Source organism: Hylemonella sp. P2_B10 (assembly GCF_056404875.1).
In genome coordinates this window covers 187,968-211,243 of sequence record NZ_JBFUDE010000007.1, presented here as the reverse complement: position 1 = coordinate 211,243, position 23,276 = coordinate 187,968, and the positions used below count along the sequence as shown (strand labels likewise).

The following is a 23,276-nucleotide window of genomic DNA, read 5'->3' as shown; positions in this document are numbered from 1 at the left end:
CGCGCCCCCTTTGGGCGCTGGACCCCCTTTGCCATGCAAGATAAATACAACCACTTAGCCGTAGAGCCCGCTGCCCAGGGCCATTGGAACGCCCGTGATGCCTACCGGGTGACGGAAGACGCCGCCCGCAAGAAGTTCTATGCCTGCTCCATGCTGCCTTACCCCAGCGGCAAGCTGCACATGGGCCATGTGCGCAACTACACCATCAACGACATGCTGACGCGCTACCTGCGCATGAACGGCTACAACGTGCTGATGCCCATGGGCTGGGACGCCTTTGGCCTGCCGGCCGAGAACGCCGCCATGAAGAACGGCGTGCCGCCCGCGAAGTGGACCTACGACAACATCGCCTACATGAAGGGGCAGATGAAGTCCATGGGCCTGGCCATTGACTGGAGCCGCGAGGTCGCCACCTGCGACCCGAGCTATTACAAGTGGAACCAGTGGCTGTTCCTGAAGATGCTGGAAAAGGGCATTGCCTACCGCAAGACCCAGGTGGTCAACTGGGACCCGGTGGACCAGACCGTGCTGGCCAACGAGCAGGTCATCGACGGCAAGGGCTGGCGCACCGGTGCCACGGTGGAAAAGCGCGAGATCCCCGGCTACTACCTGAAGATCACCGATTACGCCGACGAGTTGCTGGGCCAGGTGCAAAGTGGCCTGGCCGGCTGGCCAGAGCGCGTCAAGCTGATGCAGGAAAACTGGATCGGCAAGAGCGAGGGTGTGCGCTTTGCGTTCACGCACGACATCCACGACGACGCCGGCCAATTGATCGGTGACGGCAAGATGTACGTGTTCACCACCCGGGCCGACACCATCATGGGCGTGACCTTCTGCGCCGTGGCGCCGGAGCACCCGCTGGCCCAGCACGCTGCCAGGCACAACCCCGCCATCGCCCAGTTCATCGAGGACTGCAAAAAGGGCGGCACCACCGAGGCCGAGCTGGCACTGCGCGAGAAGGAAGGCATGGCCACCGGCCTGCAGGTCACGCACCCGTTGAACGGCCACAAGATCGATGTCTGGGTGGGCAACTACGTGCTGATGAGCTATGGCGACGGCGCCGTTATGGGCGTGCCCGCGCATGACGAGCGCGACTTCATCTTCGCCAAGAAATACGGCCTGCCCATCTTCGAGGTGGTGCATGTGGACGGCCTGGAATACGACTACGACCACTGGCAGGACTGGTACGGTGACAAACAGCGCGGCGTCACCATCAATTCCGACAGCTTCAGCGGCCTGTCCTACACCGAGGCGGTGACCGCCGTGGCCCACGCGCTGGAAACGCGCGGCCTGGGCGAGAAAAAGACCACCTGGCGCCTGCGCGACTGGGGCGTCAGCCGCCAGCGTTACTGGGGCACGCCGATACCCATCATCCACTGCGACGAACACGGCGCCGTGCCGGTGCCCGAGAAGGATTTGCCGGTGGTGCTGCCGCAGGATTGCGTGCCGGATGGCAGCGGCAATCCGCTGGCCAAGCATGAGGGCTTCCATGCCGGTGTCACCTGCCCGGTGTGCGGCAAGGCGGCGCGGCGCGAGACTGACACCATGGACACCTTCGTGGATTCGTCCTGGTACTTCATGCGCTACTGCGACCCGTCCAACAGCGAGCACATGGTGGCCCAGGGCGCCAACTACTGGATGGCGATGGACCAGTACATTGGCGGCATCGAGCACGCCATCCTGCACCTGCTGTACGCGCGCTTCTGGACCAAGGTGATGCGCGACATCGGCCTGGTGACGGTGGATGAGCCTTTCACCAAGCTGCTGTGCCAGGGCATGGTGCTGAACCACATCTACTCGCGCAAGACCGACAAGGGCGGCATCGAGTATTTCTGGCCGGCCGACGTGGAAAACGTGGTGGACGCCAACGGCAAGGTGACGACTGCCAAGCTCAAGAGCGACGGCAGCCTGGTGACCTACGAAGGCCTGGGCACCATGAGCAAGAGCAAGAACAACGGTGTCGACCCGCAGGAGCTGATCGAGAAATACGGCGCCGACACGGCGCGCCTGTACACCATGTTCGCCGCCCCGCCCGAGGCCACGCTGGAGTGGAACGACGCTGCGGTGGAAGGCTCTTACCGTTTCCTGCGTCGGGTGTGGGCTTTCGGCGTTAAGCTGCATGCTGCCGGGGTGACGGCCGAGGCGCCCGCCAGCTACGGCAAGGCGGCACAGGCGCTGCGCCGCGAGATCCACACCGTGCTCAAGCAGGTGGATTACGACTACCAGCGCATGCAGTACAACACCGTGGTCTCCGGTGCGATGAAGATGCTCAATGCACTGGAAGACTTCAAGGACGATGGCGCTGCCGGCAACGCGGCTGCGCTGCACGAGGGCCTGGGTATCTTGCTGCGCTGCCTGTATCCTGCCACGCCGCACATTGCGCACGAACTGTGGCAGGCGCTGGGCTACGACAAGGCGCAGGGCGACCTGCTGGATGCGCCCTGGCCGCATGCCGACGAAGGCGCCTTGCACCAGGACGAGGTGGAGCTGATGCTGCAGATCAATGGCAAGCTGCGCGGCAGCATCCGGGTGCCGGCCACTGCCAGCAAGGAGACCATCGAGGCCATCGCGGCGGCCAGCGAGCAGGTGCAGAGCCAGGCGGCTGGTGCGGCCATCAAACGCGTGATCGTGGTGCCTGGGCGCCTGGTCAACGTGGTGCTGTGATGCGCGCTGTCGCGGCGGCTTCGCAGACCACCCTGCGCGTCGCCGCTGGCCGGCGCCGTTGGTTGACGGGTGCGGTGCTGGGTGCGGCCGTGCTGGCGCTGTCAGGCTGCGGTTTTCAGCTGCGCCAGGCGCCCGAATTTGCGTTCAAGACCATGTACACCGGCGTTGGTGAGAAGTCGCTGATCGCCAATGAACTCAAGCGCTACATGCGCGCCATCGGCAGCGTGCAGGTGCTGACCGACGCCGCCCAGCGCCCCGGTGCCGACGTGGTGCTGGACATCCTGGGCGAGCAGCGCGAGAAGACCGTGGTGGCGCTGAACGCGGCCGGCCAGGTGCGTGAATTCCAGCTGCGCACGCGGTTGAAGTTCCGCTTGAGCACGCCGCAGGGCAAGGAGCTGATCGGCCCCACCGAAATCCTGCAGGAGCGCGACATCAGCTTCAACGAAACGGCCGTGCTGTCCAAGGAAACCGAAGAGAACAACCTGTACAAGGACATGCAGGCCGACATCGTGCAGCAGTTGATGCGCCGGCTGGCCGCCATCAAAGCGCTGTAAGGAGCCACCTTGGACCGCGTGGACCGCACCCTGCTCGACCTGCTGCAGCGTGACGGCCGCATCAGCGCGCAGGCGCTGTCCGAGGCGGTCAACCTGTCGGCGCGCGCGACGCTGAACCGCATACGCCGGCTGGAGGAGGACGGGTTGATCGCCAGCTACCGCGCCATCCTGAGCCGCGACGCGCTGGACCCGCACGTGTCGGTGTTCGCCGAGATCGCGCTGAAGGACCAACGCCGCGCCACCGTGCAGCGGTTTGAGAAGGCCATGGTCGCCTGCCCCGAGGTGATCGCCTGTTACCTGCTCAGCGGCCGCTACGACTACCTGGTGCGCCTGGCCTGCCGTGACCTGGCGCACTACCGCGACCTCAGCGACGCCTGGCTGGACAATGTGGGCCTGGGCATCGACAAGATCGTCACCAACACCGAGCTGCAGACGGTGAAGGAATTCGCCGGCTTTCCGCTGGCGGCGTCGGGCGACGATTGAGGCCGGCAGCACCCTTCACATCCCCACAACACCCCGCGCACCATGCAGACCGACACCTTGACGCTCAAAGCCGGCGCCCCGGGCCAGCGCTACAGCCTGCGGGTGCTGCGCTTCGGCGCGGCAGACGCCCGGCCCAAGGCCTACATCCAGGCGGCGCTGCATGCCGACGAGCTGCCGGCATTGCTGGTGGCGCAGAAGCTGCAACAGCAGTTGCAGGCACTGGAAGCGCAGGGCCAGCTGCTGGGCCAGGTGGTGCTGGTGCCTTATGCCAACCCCATCGGTCTGGCGCAGCAGGTGCTGGGCTACCTGGCGGGCCGCTTTGACGTCCGTGACGGCATCAATTTCAACCGCGAGTACGCCGATCTGGCGGCGCTGGTGGCGCCCCGCGTGGCTGAGCAACTGGGCAGCGATGCCCGGGCCAACACCCAGCTGATTCGCCAGGCCATGCGCGACGTCATGGCTGCCCGGACGGCCAACACGCCGGCCGAGGACATGAAGAACCATTTGCTGCGCCTGGCCGCCGATGCCGACGTGGTGCTGGACCTGCACTGCGACTCCGAATCGGTGCTGCATCTGTACGCGCTCAGCCCCCAGGTGGAAATGACCCGCGAGTTGGGTGCGCTGCTGGGTGCCCAGGCGATGCTGATGGCGGAAGAATCCGGGGGTTCACCGTTCGACGAGGCCTGCAGCCGGCCCTGGTTGCAATTGCAGCAACTGTTTCCCAACCACCCCATTGAGCTGGCTTGCTTCAGCACCACGGTGGAACTGCGTGGCGAAACCGATGTGCGCCACGACCTGGCCGAGCAGGATGCCCGGGGCCTGGTGGCCTTTCTGCGTCTGCGCGGCGTGCTGGGCGGTGAACGGCCCGTGTTGCCGACGCCACTGTGCGCGCCCACGCCGCTGGTTGCGTCTGAGCCCATTGTGGCGCCGCATGCGGGCGTGGTGGTGTTCCACCGGGCAGTGGGCGAAAGGGTGGTCGCGGGTGACCTGATCGCCGACCTGCTGGACCCCGAAACCGGTGCCTGCACGCCCTTGCGCTGCCAGTCCGCCGGTGTGTTCTATGCCGGTGTGGCCTCGCGCTGGGCACCCCCTGGCAAGGTTATCGCCAAGGTGGCGGGCACCACGCTGGCGCGCACGGGCAAGCTGCTGGCGCCCTGAGCAGCGGCCCGAAGCAGCCGCCCAGGCGACAATACCGACCACGATGAACCCACCGCAACCGCCCGTACAACTGCTGGCCGAAGGCATCCACAAACGCTTTGGCGCCAACGAGGTGCTCAAGGGCGTCAGCATCACCGCGCACCAGGGCGATGTGATCTCCATGATCGGCTCCAGCGGTTCGGGCAAGAGCACTTTCTTGCGCTGCCTGAACCTGCTGGAGCAGCCCAATGCCGGGCGCATCGTGCTGGATGGCGAGGAGTTGGCGCTGGTGCCAGACCGCGCCGGCCTGCTGCAGGCCAGGGAGGCGGCGCAATTGCAGCGCTTGCGCACCCAGGTGTCCATGGTGTTCCAGCATTTCAACCTGTGGGCGCACATGACGGCGGTGCAAAACGTCATCGAAGCGCCGGTGCATGTGCTCAAACTCGGCAAGGCCGAGGCGCTGGAACGCGCCCAACACTATTTGGAGCAGGTGGGCGTGTACCACCGCAAGGACGCTTACCCGGCCCACATGTCCGGCGGCGAGCAGCAGCGCGTGGCCATCGCCCGCGCGCTGGCCATGGAGCCCAAGGTGATGCTGTTCGACGAGCCCACCTCGGCGCTGGACCCGGAGCTGGTGGGCGAGGTGCTGCGCGTGATGCGCGCGGTGGCCCAGGAGGGCCGCACCATGATCGTGGTCACCCATGAGATGGGCTTTGCGCGCGAGGTCAGCAACCAGCTGGTGTTCCTGCACAAGGGCTGCATCGAGGAACAGGGCATGCCCGCCGAGGTGCTGGGCAACCCGCGCAGCGAGCGGCTGCGGGCCTTCCTGTCCAACAGCCTGAAGTAGGCGTTGCCCGGCGCCCGCCAGACTGCGGGCAGTAACTTCCGAAACGGTAGTAATCACTGCAGAAACCTGCCGTTAGCGCGCCCTGCGCTGCGGATAACGTCGCTTTCTGGAGCGTGTCCGGGCCTAGACTTCTGATTAAGCATCAGGAGAACCCCATGACCCGCTATGTCGACGTGGCCGACATGCAGCAGCTGGTCCGCCAGCTCGGGCCGGAACGCCTGCTGGTGGAGATGGCGCAGTACATTCACGAGGATTTTCTGCGCTGGGACAGTTACCAGAAAAGCCCGCGCACGGCCAACCACAGCGCCGACGGTGTCATCGAATTGATGCCGGTGGCGGATGACCGGCTGTTCGCCTTCAAGTACGTCAACGGCCACCCCAAGAACCCGCTGCGCAGCCTGCCCACGGTGATGGCCTTCGGCGTGTTGGCAGAGGTGGCCACTGGCTACCCGCTGCTGTTGGGTGAGCTGACCATCACCACCGCCTTGCGCACTGCCGCCACCTCGGCACTGGCGGCGCGGGCGCTGGCCCGGCCCGGCGCGCGCAGCATGGCGCTGATCGGCAACGGCGCGCAAAGCGAATTCCAGGCGCTGGCCTTCATGGCGCTGCTGGGCATCAACGAGTTGCGGGTGTTCGATGTGGACCCGGCCGCCACCGACAAGCTGATGGCCAACCTGCTGCCCTATGTGGACGCCGGGCGCTTGCGCATCATTCGCGCCGCCAGCACGCGCGAGGCGGTGCACGGCGCCGACATCGTCACCACCGTCACCGCTGACAAGGCCCGCGCCACGATACTCACCGCCGACATGCTGGAGCCCGGCATGCACCTGAACGGCGTCGGTGGCGATTGCCCCGGCAAGACCGAGATGGAGGCCGCCGTGCTGCATGCGGCCAAGGTGTTCGTCGAGTACGAACCGCAAACCCGGGTCGAGGGTGAGCTGCAGCAGATGCCGGCCGACTTTGCCGTCACCCCCCTGTGGCGCGTGCTGGCCGGTGAACTGCCGGGGCGCGAGCATGCGGCGCAAATCACGCTGTTCGACTCGGTGGGTTTCGCGCTGGAAGACCTGTCCGCGCTGCGCTATGTGCACCAATTGGCCAAGCTCAAGGGCGTGGGTCGGCAGATCGATCTGGTGCCGACCATGGACGATCCCAAGGACCTGTTTGGCGCCGCCATGGGCCGCGGCAAGCGGCGCACGCTGCGCCGGGCGGCCTGAATGTAGCCCCCACGGTCGCTCACTCCGTGTAGCTCCCTGCCCCCCGAGGGGGCCGCAAATTCCCTTGGGGCGGCCCGGCGGGAATTTGGAGTCGTCACTCAGCCAAGCAGCCGTTAAACTGCGGCCCATGCAAATTGCCTTCGGCCAGCTCTCCCAGCATCTGCAACGCGGTCTGAAGAGCCTGTACACCCTGCACGGCGACGAGCCGCTGCTGCTGCAAGAGGCGGCCGACGCCATACGCCAGACGGCGCGCGCCCAGGGTTACACCGAACGCACCTCACACACCGTGGCTGGCGCGCACTTCGACTGGAGCGAGGTGCTGGCTGCCGGCGGCTCGATGAGCCTGTTTGCCGACCGTCAGATGCTGGAAATCCGCATCCCCTCGGGCAAGCCGGGCAAGGATGGCAGCCCGGCCTTGCAACAACTGGCCGAGGCGGCCGACGGCAACGACAGCACGCTGACGCTGGTGATGCTGCCGCGCCTGGACAAGATGACCCGCAGCGCCGCCTGGTTCGCCGCGCTGGACGGCCACGGCGTCACGGTGCAGATCGACCCGGTGGAGCGCGCGGCACTGCCGCCCTGGATCGCCCAGCGTCTGGCCCAGCAGGGCCTGCGTGTGGCCGATGGCGAGGAAGGCCAGCGCAGCCTGCAGTTCTTTGCCGACCGGGTGGAGGGCAACCTGCTGGCGGCGCACCAGGAGATCCAGAAACTGGCCTTGCTGCATGGTGGCGCCGCGCCGGGCAGCAGGGAGCAGGCACCCGTCACGCTGAGTTTCGAGCAGATCGAGACCGCCGTGCTGAACGTGGCGCGCTACGACGTCTTCAAGCTGTCTGAGGCGGTGCTGGCCGGCCAGAGCGTGCGCGTGCAGCGCATGCTGGACGGCCTGCAGGCCGAGGGCGAGGCCGAGGTGCTGGTGCATTACACGCTGAGCGAGGACATCCGCGCCTTGAAGCGCGTGAAAGACGCGATGGCTGCCGGCCGCCCGCTTCCCATGGCGCTGCGCGAGCAACGCGTCTGGGGCATCAAGGAGCGGCTGTACGAACGGGTGCTGCCACGCCTGACCGACACCATGCTGGACAACTTGCTGCACGCGGCCCACCAGGTGGATGGCATCGTCAAGGGCCTGAAGCAGCCCGACTGGCCGGCCAACGGCTGGCAGGCGCTGCACCGGCTGGCCATGCAGCTGTGTCAGCAGTGCGCGGCGCCGGCAACGCAGCGGGCTCGCTAGGCTCCCTGAAGCCCGGAAATATCCGAGCATTGCCACCGGCATTGGCGGGGATCAGGCCGCCACGGCGCTCTGCTCCGCGGCTGTCCCCCGGCCCTTCGGGCCTCCTCCTTGATGCCGCTGCGCAGAGTGCCATGACGACCTGATCCAGCGAACATGGTTGACTTGCGGAATCTGGTATTCGGCATTCGAGCGTTGCGCCTGCGAACGGCTCCGATGTCGCTGGGGCGCGTGACGTAGCGAAATCAAGGGGGAGGCCCGCAGGGCCGGAGGACATTCGCGGAGTCACGCGCCTCAGCGGCGTCGGCAGATCGCCAAAGGTGTCTCAGGGCAGTTTCCGGCGGGCATGAGAAAATCACGCCATGAACGCGCTGAACCTGACCGAATACGCGCAGACCCTGGGTCTGCAGGCCAAGGCTGCCTCGGCGCTTATGGCCAAGGCTTCGTCAGCCAGCAAGAATGCGGTGTTGAAACACCTGGCTGGCCTGTTGCGCGCCAATGTAGCCGCCTTGCAGGCCGACAATGCCAAGGACCTGGAGCGCGCGCAGGCTTCCGGCCTGGCTGCCCCCATGGTGGACCGGCTGAAGCTGACGCCGAAGATCATCGAGACCATGGCGCTGGGCTGCGAGCAATTGGCCGCCATGTCGGACATCATCGGCGAAATCATCGGCATGAAGCAGCAGCCCAGCGGCATACGCGTGGGCCAGATGCGCGTGCCGATTGGCGTGTTTGGCATGATTTTCGAGAGCCGGCCCAACGTGACGATTGAAGCGGCCAGCCTGTCCATCAAGAGTGGTAACGCCTGCATCCTGCGCGGCGGCTCCGAGGCCATCGAATCCAACAAGGCGCTGGCGCTGCTGGTGCAGCAGGCCTTGGCGCAAGCCGGCTTGCCGGTGGATGGTGTGCAACTGGTGCAGACCACTGACCGCGCGCTGGTGGGCCAGTTGATCACCATGCCGCAGTATGTGGATGTGATCATCCCGCGCGGCGGCAAGGGGCTGATTGAGCGCATCAGCGCCGAGGCCAAGGTGCCGGTGATCAAGCACCTGGACGGCAACTGCCATGTGTATGTGGACGACCCCTGCGACATCGCCATGGCGGTGCGTGTGGCGGACAACGCCAAGACGCAGAAATACAGCCCCTGCAACGCCATCGAGGGCCTGTTGGTGGCGAAGAGCGTGGCAGCCGAGTTTTTGCCGCAGATTGGCGCCATCTTTGCCGCCAAAGGGGTGGAGATGCGCTGCGACGCCGAGTCGCTGGCCCTGCTGCAAGCCGCCGTTCCCGCCGCCAAGCTGGTTGCCGCCAGCGAGCAGGACTGGTTTGAAGAGTACCTGGCGCCCATCATCAGCATCAAGCTGGTGACTGGGCTGGACGAGGCCATTGCCCACATCAACCACTACTCCAGCCACCACACCGATGCCATCATCACCCGCGACCACATGCACGCCCAGGCCTTCCTGCGCGAGGTGGACTCGGCCAGCGTGATGGTCAACACCAGCCCGCGTTTTGCCGATGGCTTCGAGTTTGGGCTGGGGGCCGAAATCGGCATCAGCACCGACAAGTTCCACGCCCGCGGGCCGGTGGGTTTGGAAGGGTTGACGTCGCTGAAGTATGTGGTGCTGGGCGATGGTGAAATCCGCAGCTGACGGTTCGCACCCGCCCGGGACTTTGTAAACCTGGCGGCAATTGACGGAAATCCGGCCGGAAACGGCCCCCAGCGGCTTGCAAAGGGAAGTGGCCGCCCTTAAATGTCCCTAGAATTCTCATCAGCCTCCCTTCCTCCCGCCCGCAAAGGACCGTATGGTTCCCCACCTCATCACCGCCCTGACCGGGCCCATCAGCGAACTTGAGCAGCGTGTGCTGGACTCCATGCCGGCCATCGAGCGTTGGTTCCGCCTGGAGTGGATGGAGCACACCCCGCCCTTTTACAGCTCGGTGGACGTGCGCAACGCTGGCTTCAAGCTGGCGCCGGTGGACACCAACCTGTACCCTGGCGGTTGGAACAACCTGACGCCGGCCATGTTGCCGCTGGCAGTGCAGGCGGCCATGGCCGCCATCGAAAAGATCTGCCCAGAAGCGCGCAACCTGCTGCTGATCCCCGAGAACCACACCAAGAACACCTTCTACCTGAGCAATGTGGCGCAGCTGCGCCGCATCTTCCACATGGCGGGGCTGAACGTGCGCGTGGGCTCCATCAGCCCCGAGGTCAAAAAGGCCACCACCATCGAGCTGCCGCATGGCGACAGCATCACGCTGGAGCCGGTGATTCGCGGCAAACACCGGCTGGGGCTGAAGGACTTCGACCCCTGCACCATTCTGCTGAACAACGACCTGTCCGCCGGCGTGCCCGGCATCCTGGAAGACATCCACGAGCAATACCTGCTGCCGCCGTTGCATGCCGGCTGGTCCACGCGGCGCAAGAGCAACCACTTCAAGAGCTACGAAGAGGTGTCCAAGCGCTTTGGCAAGCTGATCGGTGTGGATCCCTGGCTGATCCACCCCATCTTCGAGAAGTGCGCCGACGTGAACTTCGACGAAGGCACCGGTCTGGAGCGCCTCAGCGCCCAGGTGGACAGCGTGCTGGCCAAGGTGCGGCGCAAGTACAAGGAATACGGCATCAAGGAAAAGCCGTTTGCCGTCGTCAAGGCCGACAACGGCACCTATGGCATGGGCGTCATCACGGTGCGCGACGTCAAGGACCTGGAGGCGTTGACGAAAAAGGCCCGCAGCAAGATGGCCGTGACCAAGGATGGCCTGCACGTGAACGACTACATCGTTCAGGAAGGTGTGCTGACCAACGAGCGCATCAACGACGCCGTGGCCGAGCCGGTGGTCTACATGATGGACCGCTACGTGGTCGGCGGCTTCTACCGCGTCCATGCCGATCGCGGCGTGGACGAGAATTTGAACATTCCGGGCTCTACCTTTGTTCCCCTGGCCTTTGCCGAGAGTACGCACTTACCTCAACCGGGTATGAAGCCCGGTGCCAGCGCGCCCAACCGCTTCTACATGTATGGCGTCATCGGTCGTTTGGCCATGGTCTCGGCCAGCTACGAGCTGGAGGCCACGGATCCCGAGCGCGAGATCTACGAGGCCGCCTGACAGCCCATCAACCGGGCGTCAAGCGGCTTTTGGGCGCTGGCGCCGGCCAGTTGCTGCGGCGCAACAAATCCAAAAGGCGCTTCATTTAGGTGCCTAAGCCCACTTGCGCGGCCAGTGGGCGGGCGCACAATAGCACTCCCTAAAGAAACGGAACCCCGGCCAGACTTTTATTGGCAGGGGTTGTTGTGTGGCATCAGCTAGCAAATCTTCCCTCATGGCGCTGACTCTGGGCGCCATCGGTGTCGTCTACGGCGATATCGGCACCAGTGTCCTGTATGCCGTCAAGGAGGTCTTCGGCGCTGGCCACGTCCCCTTCACCACCGACAACATCTATGGCGTCCTGTCCATCTTCTTCTGGACGCTGACGGTCATCGTCTCCATCAAGTACGTGGTGCTGGTGCTGCGCGCCGACAATGCCGGTGAGGGCGGGCTGATCGCCATGCTGGCGCTGGCCTCGCAGGCGGTCAAGGGCAAGCCGCAATTGCGTCGCAAGTTGCTGATCCTGGGTATCTTCGGCACCTCGCTGTTTTACGGCGACGGCGTCATCACCCCGGCCATCTCGGTGCTGTCGGCGGTGGAAGGCCTGGAGGTGGTGTCGCCCGCCTCCACCAAGTACGTCATCCCCATCACGCTGGTGGTGTTGCTGTGCCTGTTCATGGTGCAGCGGCGCGGCACCAGCGGCATAGGTAAATTCTTCGGGCCCATCACGCTGGTGTGGTTTTTCACCATCGCGGCGTTGGGCATATCGCACATTGCCCATCACCCGGTGATCCTGTGGGCGCTGAGCCCGCATTACGCGGTGATGTTCATGTGGAACAACCCGCTGGTCACCTTCATCATCCTGGGCGCGGTGGTGCTGTGCGTCACCGGTGCCGAGGCGCTGTATGCCGACCTGGGGCATTTCGGCAAGAAGCCGATACGCCTGGCCTGGTTCAGCGTGGTCATGCCCGCGCTGACGCTGAATTACTTCGGTCAGGGCGCCCTGCTGCTGAGGAACCCGGCAGCCGTCAAGAACCCTTTCTTCATGATGGCACCCGACTGGGCCATCGTGCCGCTGGTACTGCTGGCCACGCTGGCCACGGTGATCGCGTCGCAGGCGCTGATCACCGGCGCCTTCAGCGTCACCAAGCAGGTGATACAGCTGGGCTATCTGCCGCGGCTGAACATCCAGCACACCAGCGTGCGTGACACCGGCCAGATCTATATTCCGCTGGTCAACTGGAGTCTGTTCGTCGCCATCGTGTTGGCGGTGGTGATGTTCAAGTCGTCCAGCAACCTGGCGGCGGCCTACGGCATTGCGGTGTGCACCGACATGCTGATCACCACCATCCTGACGTTCTACGTCATCCGTTACGGCTGGAATTACCCGCTGGCGCTGTGCATCGCCGCCACCGGCTGGTTCTTCGTGGTGGACTTCGCCTTCTTTGCCTCCAACCTGTTGAAGCTGTTGGAAGGCGGCTGGTTCCCGCTGTTGATTGGCGGCTGCGTGTTCACGCTGATGATGACCTGGAAGGACGGTCGGCGCCTGCTCAATGAGAAGCTGCGGGCCGACGCGATCGATTTGAAGAGTTTCCTCGAGGCGGTGTTTGTCAGCCCGCCCGTGCGGGTAGAGGGCACGGCGGTGTTTCTGACGGCCGAGCCGGGCACGGTGCCCAATGCGATGCTGCACAACCTGAAGCACAACAAGGTGCTGCATGAGAACAACCTGTTTGTCACGGTCAAAAACCATGAGGTGCCGTGGATAGGCATGCACAAGCGGCTGGAGATCGAGGCCATGGGGCACGACTGCTGGCAGGTGGTGATCAACTACGGTTTCAAGAACGACCCCGATGTGCCCAAGGCGCTGCTGCAGATGAAGGGCCGGGGCTGCGAGCTGCAGGCCATGACGACCAGCTATTTCCTGTCGCGCGACACCGTGGTGCCCACGCTGGGCACTGGCATGGCGCCATGGCGCGAGAAGATGTTCGCGCAAATGCACCACAACGCCAGCGGGGCGGCGGATTTCCTGAACCTGCCTAACAACTCAGTCGTTGAGCTGGGTTCGAAGATCGAGATCTGATCTCGGCTTGAAGGCTCCGCAGCGCGACAGCGGGGAAATTGTCCCTTCCCCGCTGTCACGCTGCTCCCTGGCTATCGTGGCGCTGTTGGCGTGAAGCTCTTTCGTTGGCAATTTGCTCGGACCATCGCCAACCCGTCATCCCGCCTCCTTGATCAACAGCAGAATTTCCGATGCGGCGGCGCCGCCCAATTGAAGATCAACTCTCGCCTCCGGATTTCCCCTCACCCACCAGCACCGCTGCGCATTTTGTGCAACAGTACGGGTCCGGCCGCCAGGCTGAGCAAAACCACAGAGACCGACAGCCATGCACATCCTCTTCGTTGCCGACCCGCTGGACACGTTCAAGATCTACAAGGACACCACCTTCTCGATGATGCGCGAGGCGCACCGACGCGGCCACACGGTGTGGGCCTGCGAGCCGCGCCAGATGCTGTGGGTGCGCGGCGGTCTGGTGCAGGCCCATGTGCAGCAACTCAAGCTGACCGGCCAGCCGGACAACTGGTACACCGTGGTGGAAGAGGCGCAGCGGCCGTTGAAGGACTTCGGCGCCGTAGTGATGCGCAAGGACCCGCCGTTCGACACCGAGTATTTCTATGCCACCCACCTGCTGGAAAGCGCCGAGCGTGAGGGTGCCAAGGTGTTCAACAAGCCCCGTGCGCTGCGCGACCACCCGGAGAAGCTGGCGATTTTGGAGTTTCCCGAATTCATCGCACCCACGCTGGTGACGCGCGATGCGGCAGAGATACGGCGCTTCCACGCCGAGCACCAGGACATCATCCTCAAACCGCTGGACGGCATGGGGGGCACCGGTATCTTCCGCGTCAAGGCCGATGGACTGAACCTGGGGGCCATCATCGAGACGCTGAACCGCGATGGCGCGCAGACGGTGATGGTGCAGAAATTCCTGCCGGCCATTGCCGATGGCGACAAGCGTGTGCTGGTGATCGGTGGCAAGCCGGTGCCGCATTGCCTGGCACGCATCCCACAGGGCGGCGAAGTGCGCGGCAACCTGGCAGCCGGCGGCAAGGGTGTGGCGCGGCCATTGACGGTGCGTGATTACGAGATTGCCAATGCGTTGGGGCCAATCCTCGCGGCGCGCGGCCTGCTGCTGGTGGGGCTGGACGTGATTGGCGACACGCTGACCGAGATCAATGTCACCAGCCCGACCTGCTTTCAGGAGATCACCGACCAGAGCGGGTTTGATGTGCCGGCGATGTTTGTGGATGCGCTGGAGGCGGCCGCGGCTTAGGCGGCCAGCAGACTCTCGCGCAGTCGCAACGGTGCCAGCGCCACCGGCTCGCCTTCGACGAACAGCTTCAGTTCGCCCGGGGACATGGATGTCCAGCTCTCGTTGGTGGTCAGCGGCTCGGTGACGATGATGGTGAAGCGGTCTTCGGGGCCGTTCAACTCGGCCAGGTCGACCTTGACGTCTTCATCCTTCAGGTGCACCTCGGAAAACGGGTACTGGCGTGTCAGGTAGCACAGCTTGGTGCTGGCATGGGCCCACAGCGCCTGGCCGTTGCTGAGCAAAAAATTGAAGGTGCCGTGTTTGGCGATGTGCGGCACCAGTTCTTGCAACGTGTGCGTCAACTCTTCCACATTGGGCACGGTGGCATGGGATTTGGACAGCTCCTGCATCAGCCAGCAAAAGGCCAATTCGCTATCGGTGTTGCCCACCGGCTTGAAGTTGCCATGCAGGCGCGGGCAATAGTCTTTCAGGTCGCCGTTGTGGGCAAACACCCAATAGCGGCCCCACAGCTCGCGCACGAAGGGGTGGCAGTTTTCCAGCGCCACATGGCCCACCGTGGCCTTGCGCACATGGGCCACCACGTTGTGGCTCTTGATGGGGTAGCTGCGCAGCATGCCGGCCAGCGCGGAGGTGGAGGCACTTTCAGTGTCGACGAAGCAGCGGGCGCCCTTGCCGGGCTGGTCGCCATCACTCTGGAAGAAGGCAATGCCCCAACCGTCGGAATGGTGGTCGGTGCAGCCACCGCGTTGCGTGAAACCGGTGAAGCTCAGCGTCAGGCTCGCCGGCAAGCGGCTGTTCATTCCTAACAATTGACACATTTGTGACGAGTTTACTCCTGGGTCAGGGGTTCGCGCAATTGCCAGGCCGCAACAAGTGCCAGCGTGCACAGCGCCGCCAACAACACAAAAGACTCGTGAAAAGCCGCCAGCCGCGCCGGGCTGGTCGCCGGGTTGGCCAGGGAGTCGCCATGCACGCCCAGGCGCCACTCCAGCACGATGCCGCACAGGCTGACCCCTGCCGCCCCGCCCAGCATGCGGATGAAACTGATGACGCTGGCGCCCTGCGAGATCAGCTCTTTCTTGAGCGCGCGCACCGAGCCCAGGTTCAGCGACGGCAGGATGAAGCCCAGGCCGATGCGGCCCAGCACGGCGCAGCCCACCAGCAGCCACAGCGCGGTGGCGGTACCCACGAGCATCATCAACGCGAAAGAGGCAGCCAACGCCGCCAGGCCGGTGCACACCAGCCAGCGCGCCGGGTAGCGGTCGGCCAGCCGGCCCACGCCGGCGATGGTGACGGCCAGCACCAGGCCGGCCGGCAGCAGGATGGTGCCCACGTAAGAGGCCGACAGGTTCAGCGCCTGCTGCATGAACACCGGCAGCAGGTAGGTGGAGCCGAACAAGGCCATGCCATAGGTGAAAGCCACCAGGTTGCCCATGGTGAAGGTGCGCGAGCCGAACAGCGCCAGGTTCATCAGCGGCTCGCTGCGGTGGCGCCCGGGCTGCTGGCTGAGCCGGCGCTGCCACACCACAAAAGCGGTGCCGGTGGTGGCCGACAGCGTGAACAACAGCGCGACGGCCAGCCCGGAGCCGGCATGCAGTTGCACCAGGCCGTTGAGCAGGCACAGCGTGGCGCTGCTGGCCAGCAGCAGCCCCAGCCAGTCCAATGGCGGGCCTTGGCGGTTGGCGGGGGTGCCGTTGGGGGTGGTGACGGGCACCAGCCGGCTGGCCAGCCACAGCGAGGCCAGGCAGAACGGCGCCACCATGAAGAAGATGGAGCGCCAGCCAAACCAGTCCACCAGCAACCCCCCCACGCTGGGGCCAATGGCGGGTGCCAGCACCACGCCCATGCCGAAGATGCCGCTGGCGCGGCCCTGCTCATGGGGCTCGAAGGCGCGCATGATGATGATGGCTGGTATCGGTTGCACCACGCCAGCTGCCAGCCCCTCGGCCACCCGCGCGGCCAGCACCAGCATGTAGTCGTTGGCCAGGCCGCCGGCCACGCCACCGGCCAACAGCAACAGCATGGTGCCCATGTAGGTGCGGCGGTAGCCATAGCGGCCCAGCAGCCAGGGCGTGGTCAGCATGGAGACCGTCATGGCCACCATGAAGCTGGAGGCGGCCCATTGGGCGCGCTCCTGCCCCAGCGCGAAGTGCCGGCTCATGTCGGGCACCGCCACGTTGATGATGGTGGACGACATCACCGAGGCCATGGTGCCCACCATCACCGCCAGCAGCAACAGCCAGCGGTAGCGCTCGCCGTGGTGGCGGGTCAGCTCCTCCAGCGTGGCGGGGCGGGTCACGGGGAACCGTTGATCAGTTGAGGACAGAGCACCGCTGCGCGGTGGTCTGTCCCGCAAGGTCTCACGTTCGCTCACTCCACAATTTGCCGCCGGTGGCCCAGTTCTCGCGCTTGATGTCGGTGATCAGGATGTCGACCGACTCCGGGCTGCCACCCAGCACTTCCACGCTGACGCGGGTGATCTCCTCCACCAGCTTTTTCTTTTGTTCCAGGGTGCGGCCTTCCATCATCTCGACGTGGTAGGTGGGCATGGTGTGGTCCTCAATGAACGTTAGGGGTTGGATGATTCGATGGATGCCTGCGCGCAGCGTACGCAGATGCAAGCCTTGCGGCGCGCGTCGGCGGGCACGCGCGCCAGCAGGGCCTCGCTGAAGCTGAGGTCGGTGGCGGTGCACCAACACGGCGGTTGCGGCTGGCCGGTGGCCTTCTCCACTTCCATCGCGCACTGGTTGGCCTGGCCGCACAGGGGGCACAGCGTGGCGTTCAACGCAGCGGAGGTGGTGGAAGAAGGGGGAGAAGTGGCAGCAGTCATGGCGGCGGCGTGCGGCGTCCAGCAGCCATTATGCCCAGCCGGTACGGCCGGGCCAGCGGCACTCAGTGCCAGCTCAGCGGGTTGATGCGGTAGTAGCGGCTCAGTTCCTCGTACAGCGCCGGGTGCTGTTCGGCCAGCGGGCCAGGCTGCTCGAAGAAGGTTTCGGAGATGACGGCGAAAAACTCGGCCGGGCTGGTGGCGCCATACGGGTCCAGCAGCGTGTCCACCTGCAGCCGGCTGACGCGCCGCAGTTGTGCGTATTCGCGCGCCATCACCCTGGCCCAGCGCTTGACATGGCTGCGCCGGCCCATGGGCGGCGCGCCATTGGCCTCGCCGTTCTCCTGGTCCAGCTGGTGGGCGAATTCATGGATCACCACGTTGCGGCCATCGTCCGGCACGGCGGCGCCTTCCAGCGTGTCTTCCCAGGACAGGATCACCTGGCCCTGCTCCCACGACTCGCCCTCCAGCACCTGGCGCTGCTCCTGCAGCACGCCGTCGTAGTCCATGTGCTTGCGGTCGACGATGAAGGCACCGGGGTAGACCAGGATCTGGCGCAGCCCCGGGAAGTAGTGGTTGCGCCGGTTCAGCAGCAGCAGGCAGGCCTGGGCGGCGATGGTGACGCGCATCTCGTCGGTGATGACCAGGCCGCGGCAGCCGATGATGGGTTTTTCCGCCAGGAACACCTGGATGTGCTTTTTGAGCTGCAGTTGCAAGTCTGCCGGCAGCGTGCGAAACAGCGGCACGCGCCGCTTCAGGATGTCGCGCCAGGCATCCGGAAAGGGCTGGCGGCGCACCCGCTGGCGTCGCCAGCGCACCAGCGCCGGCCCATAGGCCAGCCACAGCACGTACACCAACACCAACAGGAAAATGACAATCAGGGCCGGCGGCATGCGCGCTCCACGGCGGCGCGCCTCAGGCCCCATGCCCGCCGCAACCACTTCACCATGGCAAGTGGGAGCAGCTTAGCGCGATTTCAATGGTGACGGGCGTACGGCGGGTCAATCGCGGCGTGCTGTCGACTCGGGCAGCGCCGCCACGGTTTCGGCCGATGTTGGCTGCGTCGGCATCTGGGCCTGCATGGCGCGGGCCAGCACCGCCTGCGCGGCCTGGTCACCCTCGTTTACCGGCGGGTTCACGCGCAGGTCGCGTTGCACCCGGGCCAGCCGCGCGTCTTCGGGATGGCGGCGCTGCGTGAAGCCATTGGCGGTGGCCAGCGACAGCATGGCCCGGTTCTCGTGCAGCAGGTCACCATGCAGCAGCTGCACGCCATGGGCGTGCGCGGCTTTGACGATCAGGCGCAGCAGGTGCCCGCCAATGCCCAAACCTTGCCAGGCATCGGCCACGGCGATGGCGAACTCGGCGCTGCCGGATTCCGGGTCCACACGCACGAAGCGGGCGTCCCCAATCTGTACCTCGGTGCCGTTGTCGAACCACTCGGCCAGCAGCGCGAAGTGGTTGTGGTAGTCGATGCGCGTGAACGACTGGGCCAGCGCGTCGGGCAGTTCGTGCAGGCCGATCAGGAAGCGCAGGTAGCGCGACTTCGCCGTCATCCCCTGGGCCACGAAGGCTTGCTCCAGCGTGTCGTCCTGCGGCAGCACCGGGCGTATGGTGATCAGCCGCCCATCGGGCAACGTCAGCCGGTCAATCCATTCCACCGGGTAGCGGTGGGGAGTGCCGGATGTCACGCCAGTACCTGCTCGAACACCAGGCCGCGGGCGGCTGGCCGCCGGCTGGCGCGTGGTGCGGGCGCCACTGCGCCGCCGGGCCCGTCCATGCCCACCTGTGACGCCGACAGCGCATACACCAGCGCGCGCCGGTGCTCCGGGCTGCTGAATCCCTGCCCATCGCCCAGCACGATGTCGCGCGTGTCGCCGTCCAGCGTGATCCACACCGAGCCCTGGCGGCAGGTGAAGTGCACACCTGCCGCGTCAGGCACGCTGAACATGCCGCGCGCGTCCAGGCTGATTTCCACGTGGTTGCTTGAGTTCATCATGATGGGTTCCCTTCTACATGCGAATTGAGAATGAATGTAGTCGGAAAGAACTCCACTGACAAACGACGATTTGGAATCGTTTGCATGCTCTGGTGGAATGCGAAAACCATGTCATGGTGCGCTCTGGCAAGCTCGCACGGCCAGCAACAGGCACTGCGGATTGCTGTAAACCAGGGCATAGCCTGTGCCCACATGCCGCGAAACCCGCGATAATTTCACTTCAAACCCAATTGTTCGTATGTGTACGGATCTGATGCGCCCGCTGAAAAAGGTGGCAATCCCCGTGATTGCCGCGTGGGCGATGGCGTGCGGCCCGGTGGCCTTGGCCGACCCGGTGTCGGTTGCACCGGCAGCGCCTGTGACGTCGACCAAGGACAGCGTGACGGCCGCCATCCGCGCGTCGGAGGGTGGCGAGCGCTCGGTCCTTGACGCCTTCGACGCAGACCCGGCCCGGGAAGCTGCCGTCGCCGCCAAGGCCAATGCCGACCGGCGTGCCGCGCTGGCGGCCCTGGGCCTGCAGCCTCAGCAGGGGCAGCGCCCACAAGCAGCCCAGTCCCCGTCACGGCAGCCAGGTGGTGGCATCAGTGAGGCGCCCAATGGGGCGCAGCTTGGCAAAGAGGCAGCCAACCCGGCGCCCACCGAGCCCGACCTACTGAAAGAGGCGGCGCGCCCGCTGTACGACGAAATTTCCAAAACCGGCATCGCCGACGCGGTGCGTGGCCTGAAGGCGGATTTGAAAGCGCAATTGGTCGATGACAAGGACAAGCCAGCAGCCGATAGCACTACCCCTGCCGATGGCGCGAAGACAACTGGCAAGTCCAAGGAAGGGGAATCTGCCAACACCTCTTCCGGTGACAGCGGGGCCTTTGGCAGCAGCGCAAGCGTCGAGTTCCTCCCGCCACCCCGGACAGCGGCGCAAGTCGAGCACGACCGCATGATGGCCGCCGCCGGGATGGAAAAACTGATTGCCGACATCCGGCCCTGGGCCATCACCCTGCTGGTGCTGGCGGGTATCGCCATGGCCTGGCGCACCACGCTGCGCTACCTGCGAGGCCTGGAAAACCGCCGGCGCCGGCGCCGCTTCGCACCGTCCACGCATCCGCGGCGCAGCCAGTTCTGAAGGCCGGCCAGGGGGCGGGCCCGCGCCAGCCTGTCGCCTGCGCGCCAAGCGCGCTTTGCCCCCACCGCGATACTCGCCGGCAAAGGAGTTCAGACATGGACATTCAAGGCAAGGTGGCCGTCATCACCGGCGGCGCCAGCGGCATAGGCCGCGGCTTGGCGCTGCGCTTTGCGCGCGATGGCGCGCGTGGCATCGTGGTGGCTGACCTGAACCTGGCGCGCGCGCAAGGCGTGGCCGACGAGATAGGCGCGCAGGCGGTGGCCGTGCGCTGTGACGTCAGCGTCGAGGCGGACATTCAGGCGCTGGTGGCCGGCGCGACCCAGCGCTTCGGCCAGGTGGACATCTACATGTCCAACGCCGGCATCCTGGGCCAGCCCGGTGGCATAGAGCTCGAAGACGCCTTATGGCAGCAGATGTGGCAGGTGCACGGCATGGCCCATGTGTGGGCCGCGCGCGCGGTGCTGCCGCAAATGCTGGCGCGCGGTGACGGCTACTTTCTCGTCACGGCCTCGGCCGCCGGCCTGTTGACGATCGTCGAGTCCGCCCCCTACGCGGTGACCAAGCATGCCGCGCTGGCCTTTGCCGAATGGCTGCGCGTGGCGTATGGCAAGCGCGGCATCAAGGTGTCCTGCCTGTGCCCGCAGTCGGTGCAGACCGACATGGTGACCGGCGATGGCGGTTCGGCCGGCAAGGACGGCATTCTGACGCCGGAACAGGTGGCCGGCTGCGTGGTCGATGTGATGCGCGAGGAGACCTTCCTGGTGTTGCCGCATCCCGAAGTGTTGCAATACTTCCGTAACAAGGGGCAAGACTACGACCGCTGGCTGGGCGGGCTGCAAAAGCTGTACGCCAAGCACACGGGCGGCTGACGCCTGCAGCCGCAAACGGGGAAAAGCATGGCGCACTACACTTTGTACGGTTTCCCAGGCGCCGGTTCGGCCGCCGTGGAGGTGGCGTTGGCCATCAGCGGCGCCGACTACCGTTGCGTGGACGCGGCTTCCTGGGAGCCGGGCTTTGCCGCTCTGGACGAATTGAAAAAGCTCAACCCGCTGGTGCAGATCCCCACGCTGGTGCTGCCTGGTGGCCAGGTGCTGACCGAGAGCGCGGCCATTCTCATTCACCTGGGCCTGGCGCATCCGCAAGCCGGCATCCTGCCCACCGATCCGGTGCAGCGCGCGCAGGCGATACGTGGCCTGGTGTACATCGCCGCCAACTGCTACAGCGCGGTCAGCGTGATCGACTTCCCCGAGCGCTGGTGTCTGGACGCCGATGACGCCACCAAGGAGCGCATACGCCAGGGTGCGCGACAGCGCCTGCACCTGCACTGGGAGATGTTTGCCGACCAGTTTGGCGGCGAACCGTTTCTCAGCGGTCAGCAACCTGGGGGACTGGATTTTTTGGCGGCGGTGGTGTCCAAATGGGCCGGCAGCCGACCCCATCTGCGCCAGCACCGGCCGGGATTTTTCGCCACGCTGGAGCGCACAGAGCAACATCCGGCGGTGGCCGCCGTCTTTGCGCGGCATTGGCCGCCGAAGTGATGGCAGCGTAGCCTCCCCGTTTGGGTGGCGCAACGTGAAAGGGAGAGACCCGCATGGACAACCTGTTGACCTATTCGCTGAGCGAAGGCATTGCCACCGTCACACTGGACGACGGCAAGGCCAACGTGATGAGCCTGCGCATGTTGCAGGCCCTGGGTGCCGCGCTGGACCGTGCGCTGGTGGACAAGGCCGCGGTGGTGTTGACCGGGCGCGCCGGCATGTTTTCTGGCGGGTTTGACTTGGGCGTTTTCAAACAAGGCGACGCGCAGCAGCAATACCAGATGCTGGAGGCGGGCGCGCGCATCACCGAAAAGATGCTGTCCTTCCCGCTTCCGCTGGTAGCGGCCTGCAGCGGCCACGCCATTGCCATGGGCGTTTTCCTGCTGCTCAGCGCCGATGTGCGGCTGGGGGTGGACACGTCCGGCACGCGCTTGCAGGCCAACGAGGTGCAGATCGGCCTGACATTGCCGCGTTTTGCCATCGAGGTGTGCCGCCAGCGGCTCAGCCCGGCCCATCTCAATCTGACCGCCGTCACCGCCCGGCCCTATGCACCGCATGAGGCGGTGGAGGCTGGTTTTCTGGACCAGGTGGTGCCGGCCGACGACCTGGCGACCGCCGCGCGTGCCGCCGCTGCCCGCTTGCTGCAACTGAACCTGCCCGCCTTCACCGCCACCAAGCTGCGCCTGCGCCAGCCCATGCTGGCGGCGTTGCACAACGCGATACGCGAGGACACCACCGAGTGGGCCGCGCGTTTTGGCGGTGCGGCATGAGCAAGGCCAACCCACCGCCCGGCGCCGGCGCCATGGCGTCTGGCACATCCGCCCTGCCCGCCGAGGTGCTGGAGGCACTGGCGCGGCACGACCCCATCCAGGCCATCAAGCATTTGCGTGCCGCCACCGGTCTGGGGCTGAAAGAAGCCAAAGAAGTCGTGGAGGCGCATCTGCAAGGAAGGCCACCGCCGTCCCTGCCGTCATCGCCGGGCAGCGCCAGCTTCTCCGGCGTGCCGCCGGCGGTGCTGGCGGCCTTGCACCAGGGTCAGAAGATTGAAGCCATACGCCTGTTGCGCGAGCACAGTGGCCTGGGCCTGAAGGAGGCCAAGGACGTGGTGGACGCGTTGCCGCAGACGGCAGGGCAGCCAGCGCAGGCTGGCGACCTGGCGCCGGGCGAGGTGCGGCGCTCGACCGGACTGTTGCGTGCAGTGGTTGTGCTGGTGCTGCTGGGCCTGGCCTTCGCCTGGTGGCTACGCCACCCCTAGGCTGCG

At 65.6% G+C, this 23,276-nt stretch carries 23 protein-coding genes; 16 read left to right on the top strand and 7 right to left on the bottom strand.

The genetic code is table 11. From position 1 onward, the window contains the following. Positions 1-33: 33 nt before the first annotated feature. The 11 genes from leuS to gshB all read left to right on the top strand — a co-directional run bounded on the left by leuS (position 34) and on the right by gshB (position 14,534). On the top strand, positions 34-2,664 hold the full coding sequence (gene leuS / locus AC1DX2_RS25405; protein ID WP_477199223.1) for a leucine--tRNA ligase: 2,631 nt from the start codon (positions 34-36) through the stop codon (positions 2,662-2,664). After that, positions 2,664-3,218 (top strand): LPS-assembly lipoprotein LptE, encoded by a 555-nt coding sequence (locus tag AC1DX2_RS25400; protein ID WP_477199222.1) that lies wholly within the window; start codon positions 2,664-2,666, stop codon positions 3,216-3,218. The genes leuS and AC1DX2_RS25400 overlap by 1 nt, the downstream gene beginning before the upstream one ends. An 18-nt stretch (positions 3,219-3,236) precedes the next feature. Beyond that, the gene (locus AC1DX2_RS25395; protein WP_477199253.1) at positions 3,237-3,701 is read left to right on the top strand and encodes an Lrp/AsnC family transcriptional regulator; all 465 of its coding nucleotides are present in this window, start codon (positions 3,237-3,239) and stop codon (positions 3,699-3,701) included. Positions 3,702-3,743: 42 nt separating this feature from the next. Continuing rightward, complete coding sequence (locus AC1DX2_RS25390) at positions 3,744-4,859, top strand: succinylglutamate desuccinylase/aspartoacylase family protein (RefSeq protein ID WP_477199221.1); 1,116 nt, start codon at positions 3,744-3,746, stop codon at positions 4,857-4,859. Between the two features lie 43 nt (positions 4,860-4,902). Next, positions 4,903-5,685, top strand: coding sequence for an ABC transporter ATP-binding protein (locus AC1DX2_RS25385; protein WP_477199220.1), 783 nt, complete (start codon positions 4,903-4,905; stop codon positions 5,683-5,685). A gap of 155 nt (positions 5,686-5,840) precedes the next feature. After that, positions 5,841-6,899 (top strand): ornithine cyclodeaminase, encoded by a 1,059-nt coding sequence (locus AC1DX2_RS25380; protein ID WP_477199219.1) that lies wholly within the window; start codon positions 5,841-5,843, stop codon positions 6,897-6,899. A gap of 127 nt (positions 6,900-7,026) precedes the next feature. Beyond that, entirely contained in the window at positions 7,027-8,127 is a 1,101-nt protein-coding gene (gene holA, locus AC1DX2_RS25375; protein WP_477199218.1) for a DNA polymerase III subunit delta, read from the top strand. A gap of 359 nt (positions 8,128-8,486) precedes the next feature. After that, complete coding sequence (locus tag AC1DX2_RS25370; protein ID WP_477199217.1) at positions 8,487-9,770, top strand: glutamate-5-semialdehyde dehydrogenase; 1,284 nt, start codon at positions 8,487-8,489, stop codon at positions 9,768-9,770. A 154-nt stretch (positions 9,771-9,924) separates the two neighbouring features. Then, complete coding sequence (gene gshA, locus AC1DX2_RS25365) at positions 9,925-11,226, top strand: glutamate--cysteine ligase (RefSeq protein WP_477199216.1); 1,302 nt, start codon at positions 9,925-9,927, stop codon at positions 11,224-11,226. Positions 11,227-11,440: 214 nt separating this feature from the next. Next, complete coding sequence (locus AC1DX2_RS25360) at positions 11,441-13,285, top strand: potassium transporter Kup (protein ID WP_477199215.1); 1,845 nt, start codon at positions 11,441-11,443, stop codon at positions 13,283-13,285. A gap of 304 nt (positions 13,286-13,589) precedes the next feature. Further along, positions 13,590-14,534, top strand: coding sequence for a glutathione synthase (gene gshB / locus AC1DX2_RS25355; protein WP_477199214.1), 945 nt, complete (start codon positions 13,590-13,592; stop codon positions 14,532-14,534). Here the strand turns inward: gshB and AC1DX2_RS25350 are convergent. The 7 genes from AC1DX2_RS25350 to AC1DX2_RS25320 form a co-directional block, all read right to left on the bottom strand. After that, positions 14,531-15,352: a class II glutamine amidotransferase gene (locus AC1DX2_RS25350; RefSeq protein ID WP_477199213.1), complete on the bottom strand. Its 822-nt coding sequence runs from the start codon at positions 15,350-15,352 to the stop codon at positions 14,531-14,533. The two genes, gshB and AC1DX2_RS25350, sit on opposite strands and share 4 nt — an antisense overlap. Before the next feature lie 11 nt (positions 15,353-15,363). Continuing rightward, positions 15,364-16,833 carry an MFS transporter gene (locus AC1DX2_RS25345; RefSeq protein ID WP_477199212.1) on the bottom strand — a complete coding sequence of 490 codons (1,470 nt, stop codon included), beginning with the start codon at positions 16,831-16,833 and terminating at the stop codon, positions 15,364-15,366. A 61-nt stretch (positions 16,834-16,894) separates the two neighbouring features. Then, positions 16,895-17,083, bottom strand: a complete 189-nt coding sequence (locus AC1DX2_RS25340) for a 4-oxalocrotonate tautomerase (RefSeq protein ID WP_477199211.1) — start codon at positions 17,081-17,083, stop codon at positions 16,895-16,897. Between the two features lie 20 nt (positions 17,084-17,103). Continuing rightward, positions 17,104-17,364: a cysteine-rich CWC family protein gene (locus AC1DX2_RS25335; RefSeq protein ID WP_477199210.1), complete on the bottom strand. Its 261-nt coding sequence runs from the start codon at positions 17,362-17,364 to the stop codon at positions 17,104-17,106. A 62-nt stretch (positions 17,365-17,426) separates the two neighbouring features. Continuing rightward, entirely contained in the window at positions 17,427-18,254 is an 828-nt protein-coding gene (locus AC1DX2_RS25330; RefSeq protein ID WP_477199209.1) for a M90 family metallopeptidase, read from the bottom strand. Positions 18,255-18,362: 108 nt separating this feature from the next. Continuing rightward, positions 18,363-19,049: an N-acetyltransferase family protein gene (locus AC1DX2_RS25325; protein WP_477199208.1), complete on the bottom strand. Its 687-nt coding sequence runs from the start codon at positions 19,047-19,049 to the stop codon at positions 18,363-18,365. Next, a complete protein-coding gene (locus AC1DX2_RS25320; RefSeq protein WP_477199207.1) occupies positions 19,046-19,357 on the bottom strand; it encodes a DUF2917 domain-containing protein in 312 nt (103 codons plus the stop codon). The genes AC1DX2_RS25325 and AC1DX2_RS25320 overlap by 4 nt, the downstream gene beginning before the upstream one ends. 253 nt (positions 19,358-19,610) lie before the next feature. On the opposite strand from AC1DX2_RS25320, the gene AC1DX2_RS25315 reads away from it, so the two are divergent. The 5 genes from AC1DX2_RS25315 (at position 19,611) to AC1DX2_RS25295 (ending at position 23,270) form a co-directional block, all read left to right on the top strand. Continuing rightward, positions 19,611-20,477, top strand: a complete 867-nt coding sequence (locus tag AC1DX2_RS25315) for a hypothetical protein (RefSeq protein ID WP_477199206.1) — start codon at positions 19,611-19,613, stop codon at positions 20,475-20,477. Between the two features lie 95 nt (positions 20,478-20,572). Next, positions 20,573-21,346 carry an SDR family oxidoreductase gene (locus AC1DX2_RS25310; RefSeq protein WP_477199205.1) on the top strand — a complete coding sequence of 258 codons (774 nt, stop codon included), beginning with the start codon at positions 20,573-20,575 and terminating at the stop codon, positions 21,344-21,346. Positions 21,347-21,373: 27 nt separating this feature from the next. Continuing rightward, a complete protein-coding gene (locus AC1DX2_RS25305) occupies positions 21,374-22,015 on the top strand; it encodes a glutathione S-transferase family protein (protein ID WP_477199204.1) in 642 nt (213 codons plus the stop codon). A gap of 53 nt (positions 22,016-22,068) precedes the next feature. Then, positions 22,069-22,785 (top strand): crotonase/enoyl-CoA hydratase family protein, encoded by a 717-nt coding sequence (locus AC1DX2_RS25300; RefSeq protein ID WP_477199203.1) that lies wholly within the window; start codon positions 22,069-22,071, stop codon positions 22,783-22,785. Next, a complete protein-coding gene (locus AC1DX2_RS25295; RefSeq protein WP_477199202.1) occupies positions 22,782-23,270 on the top strand; it encodes a ribosomal protein L7/L12 in 489 nt (162 codons plus the stop codon). Before AC1DX2_RS25300 ends, AC1DX2_RS25295 begins: the two co-directional genes overlap by 4 nt. The last annotated feature ends 6 nt before the right edge of the window (positions 23,271-23,276 follow it).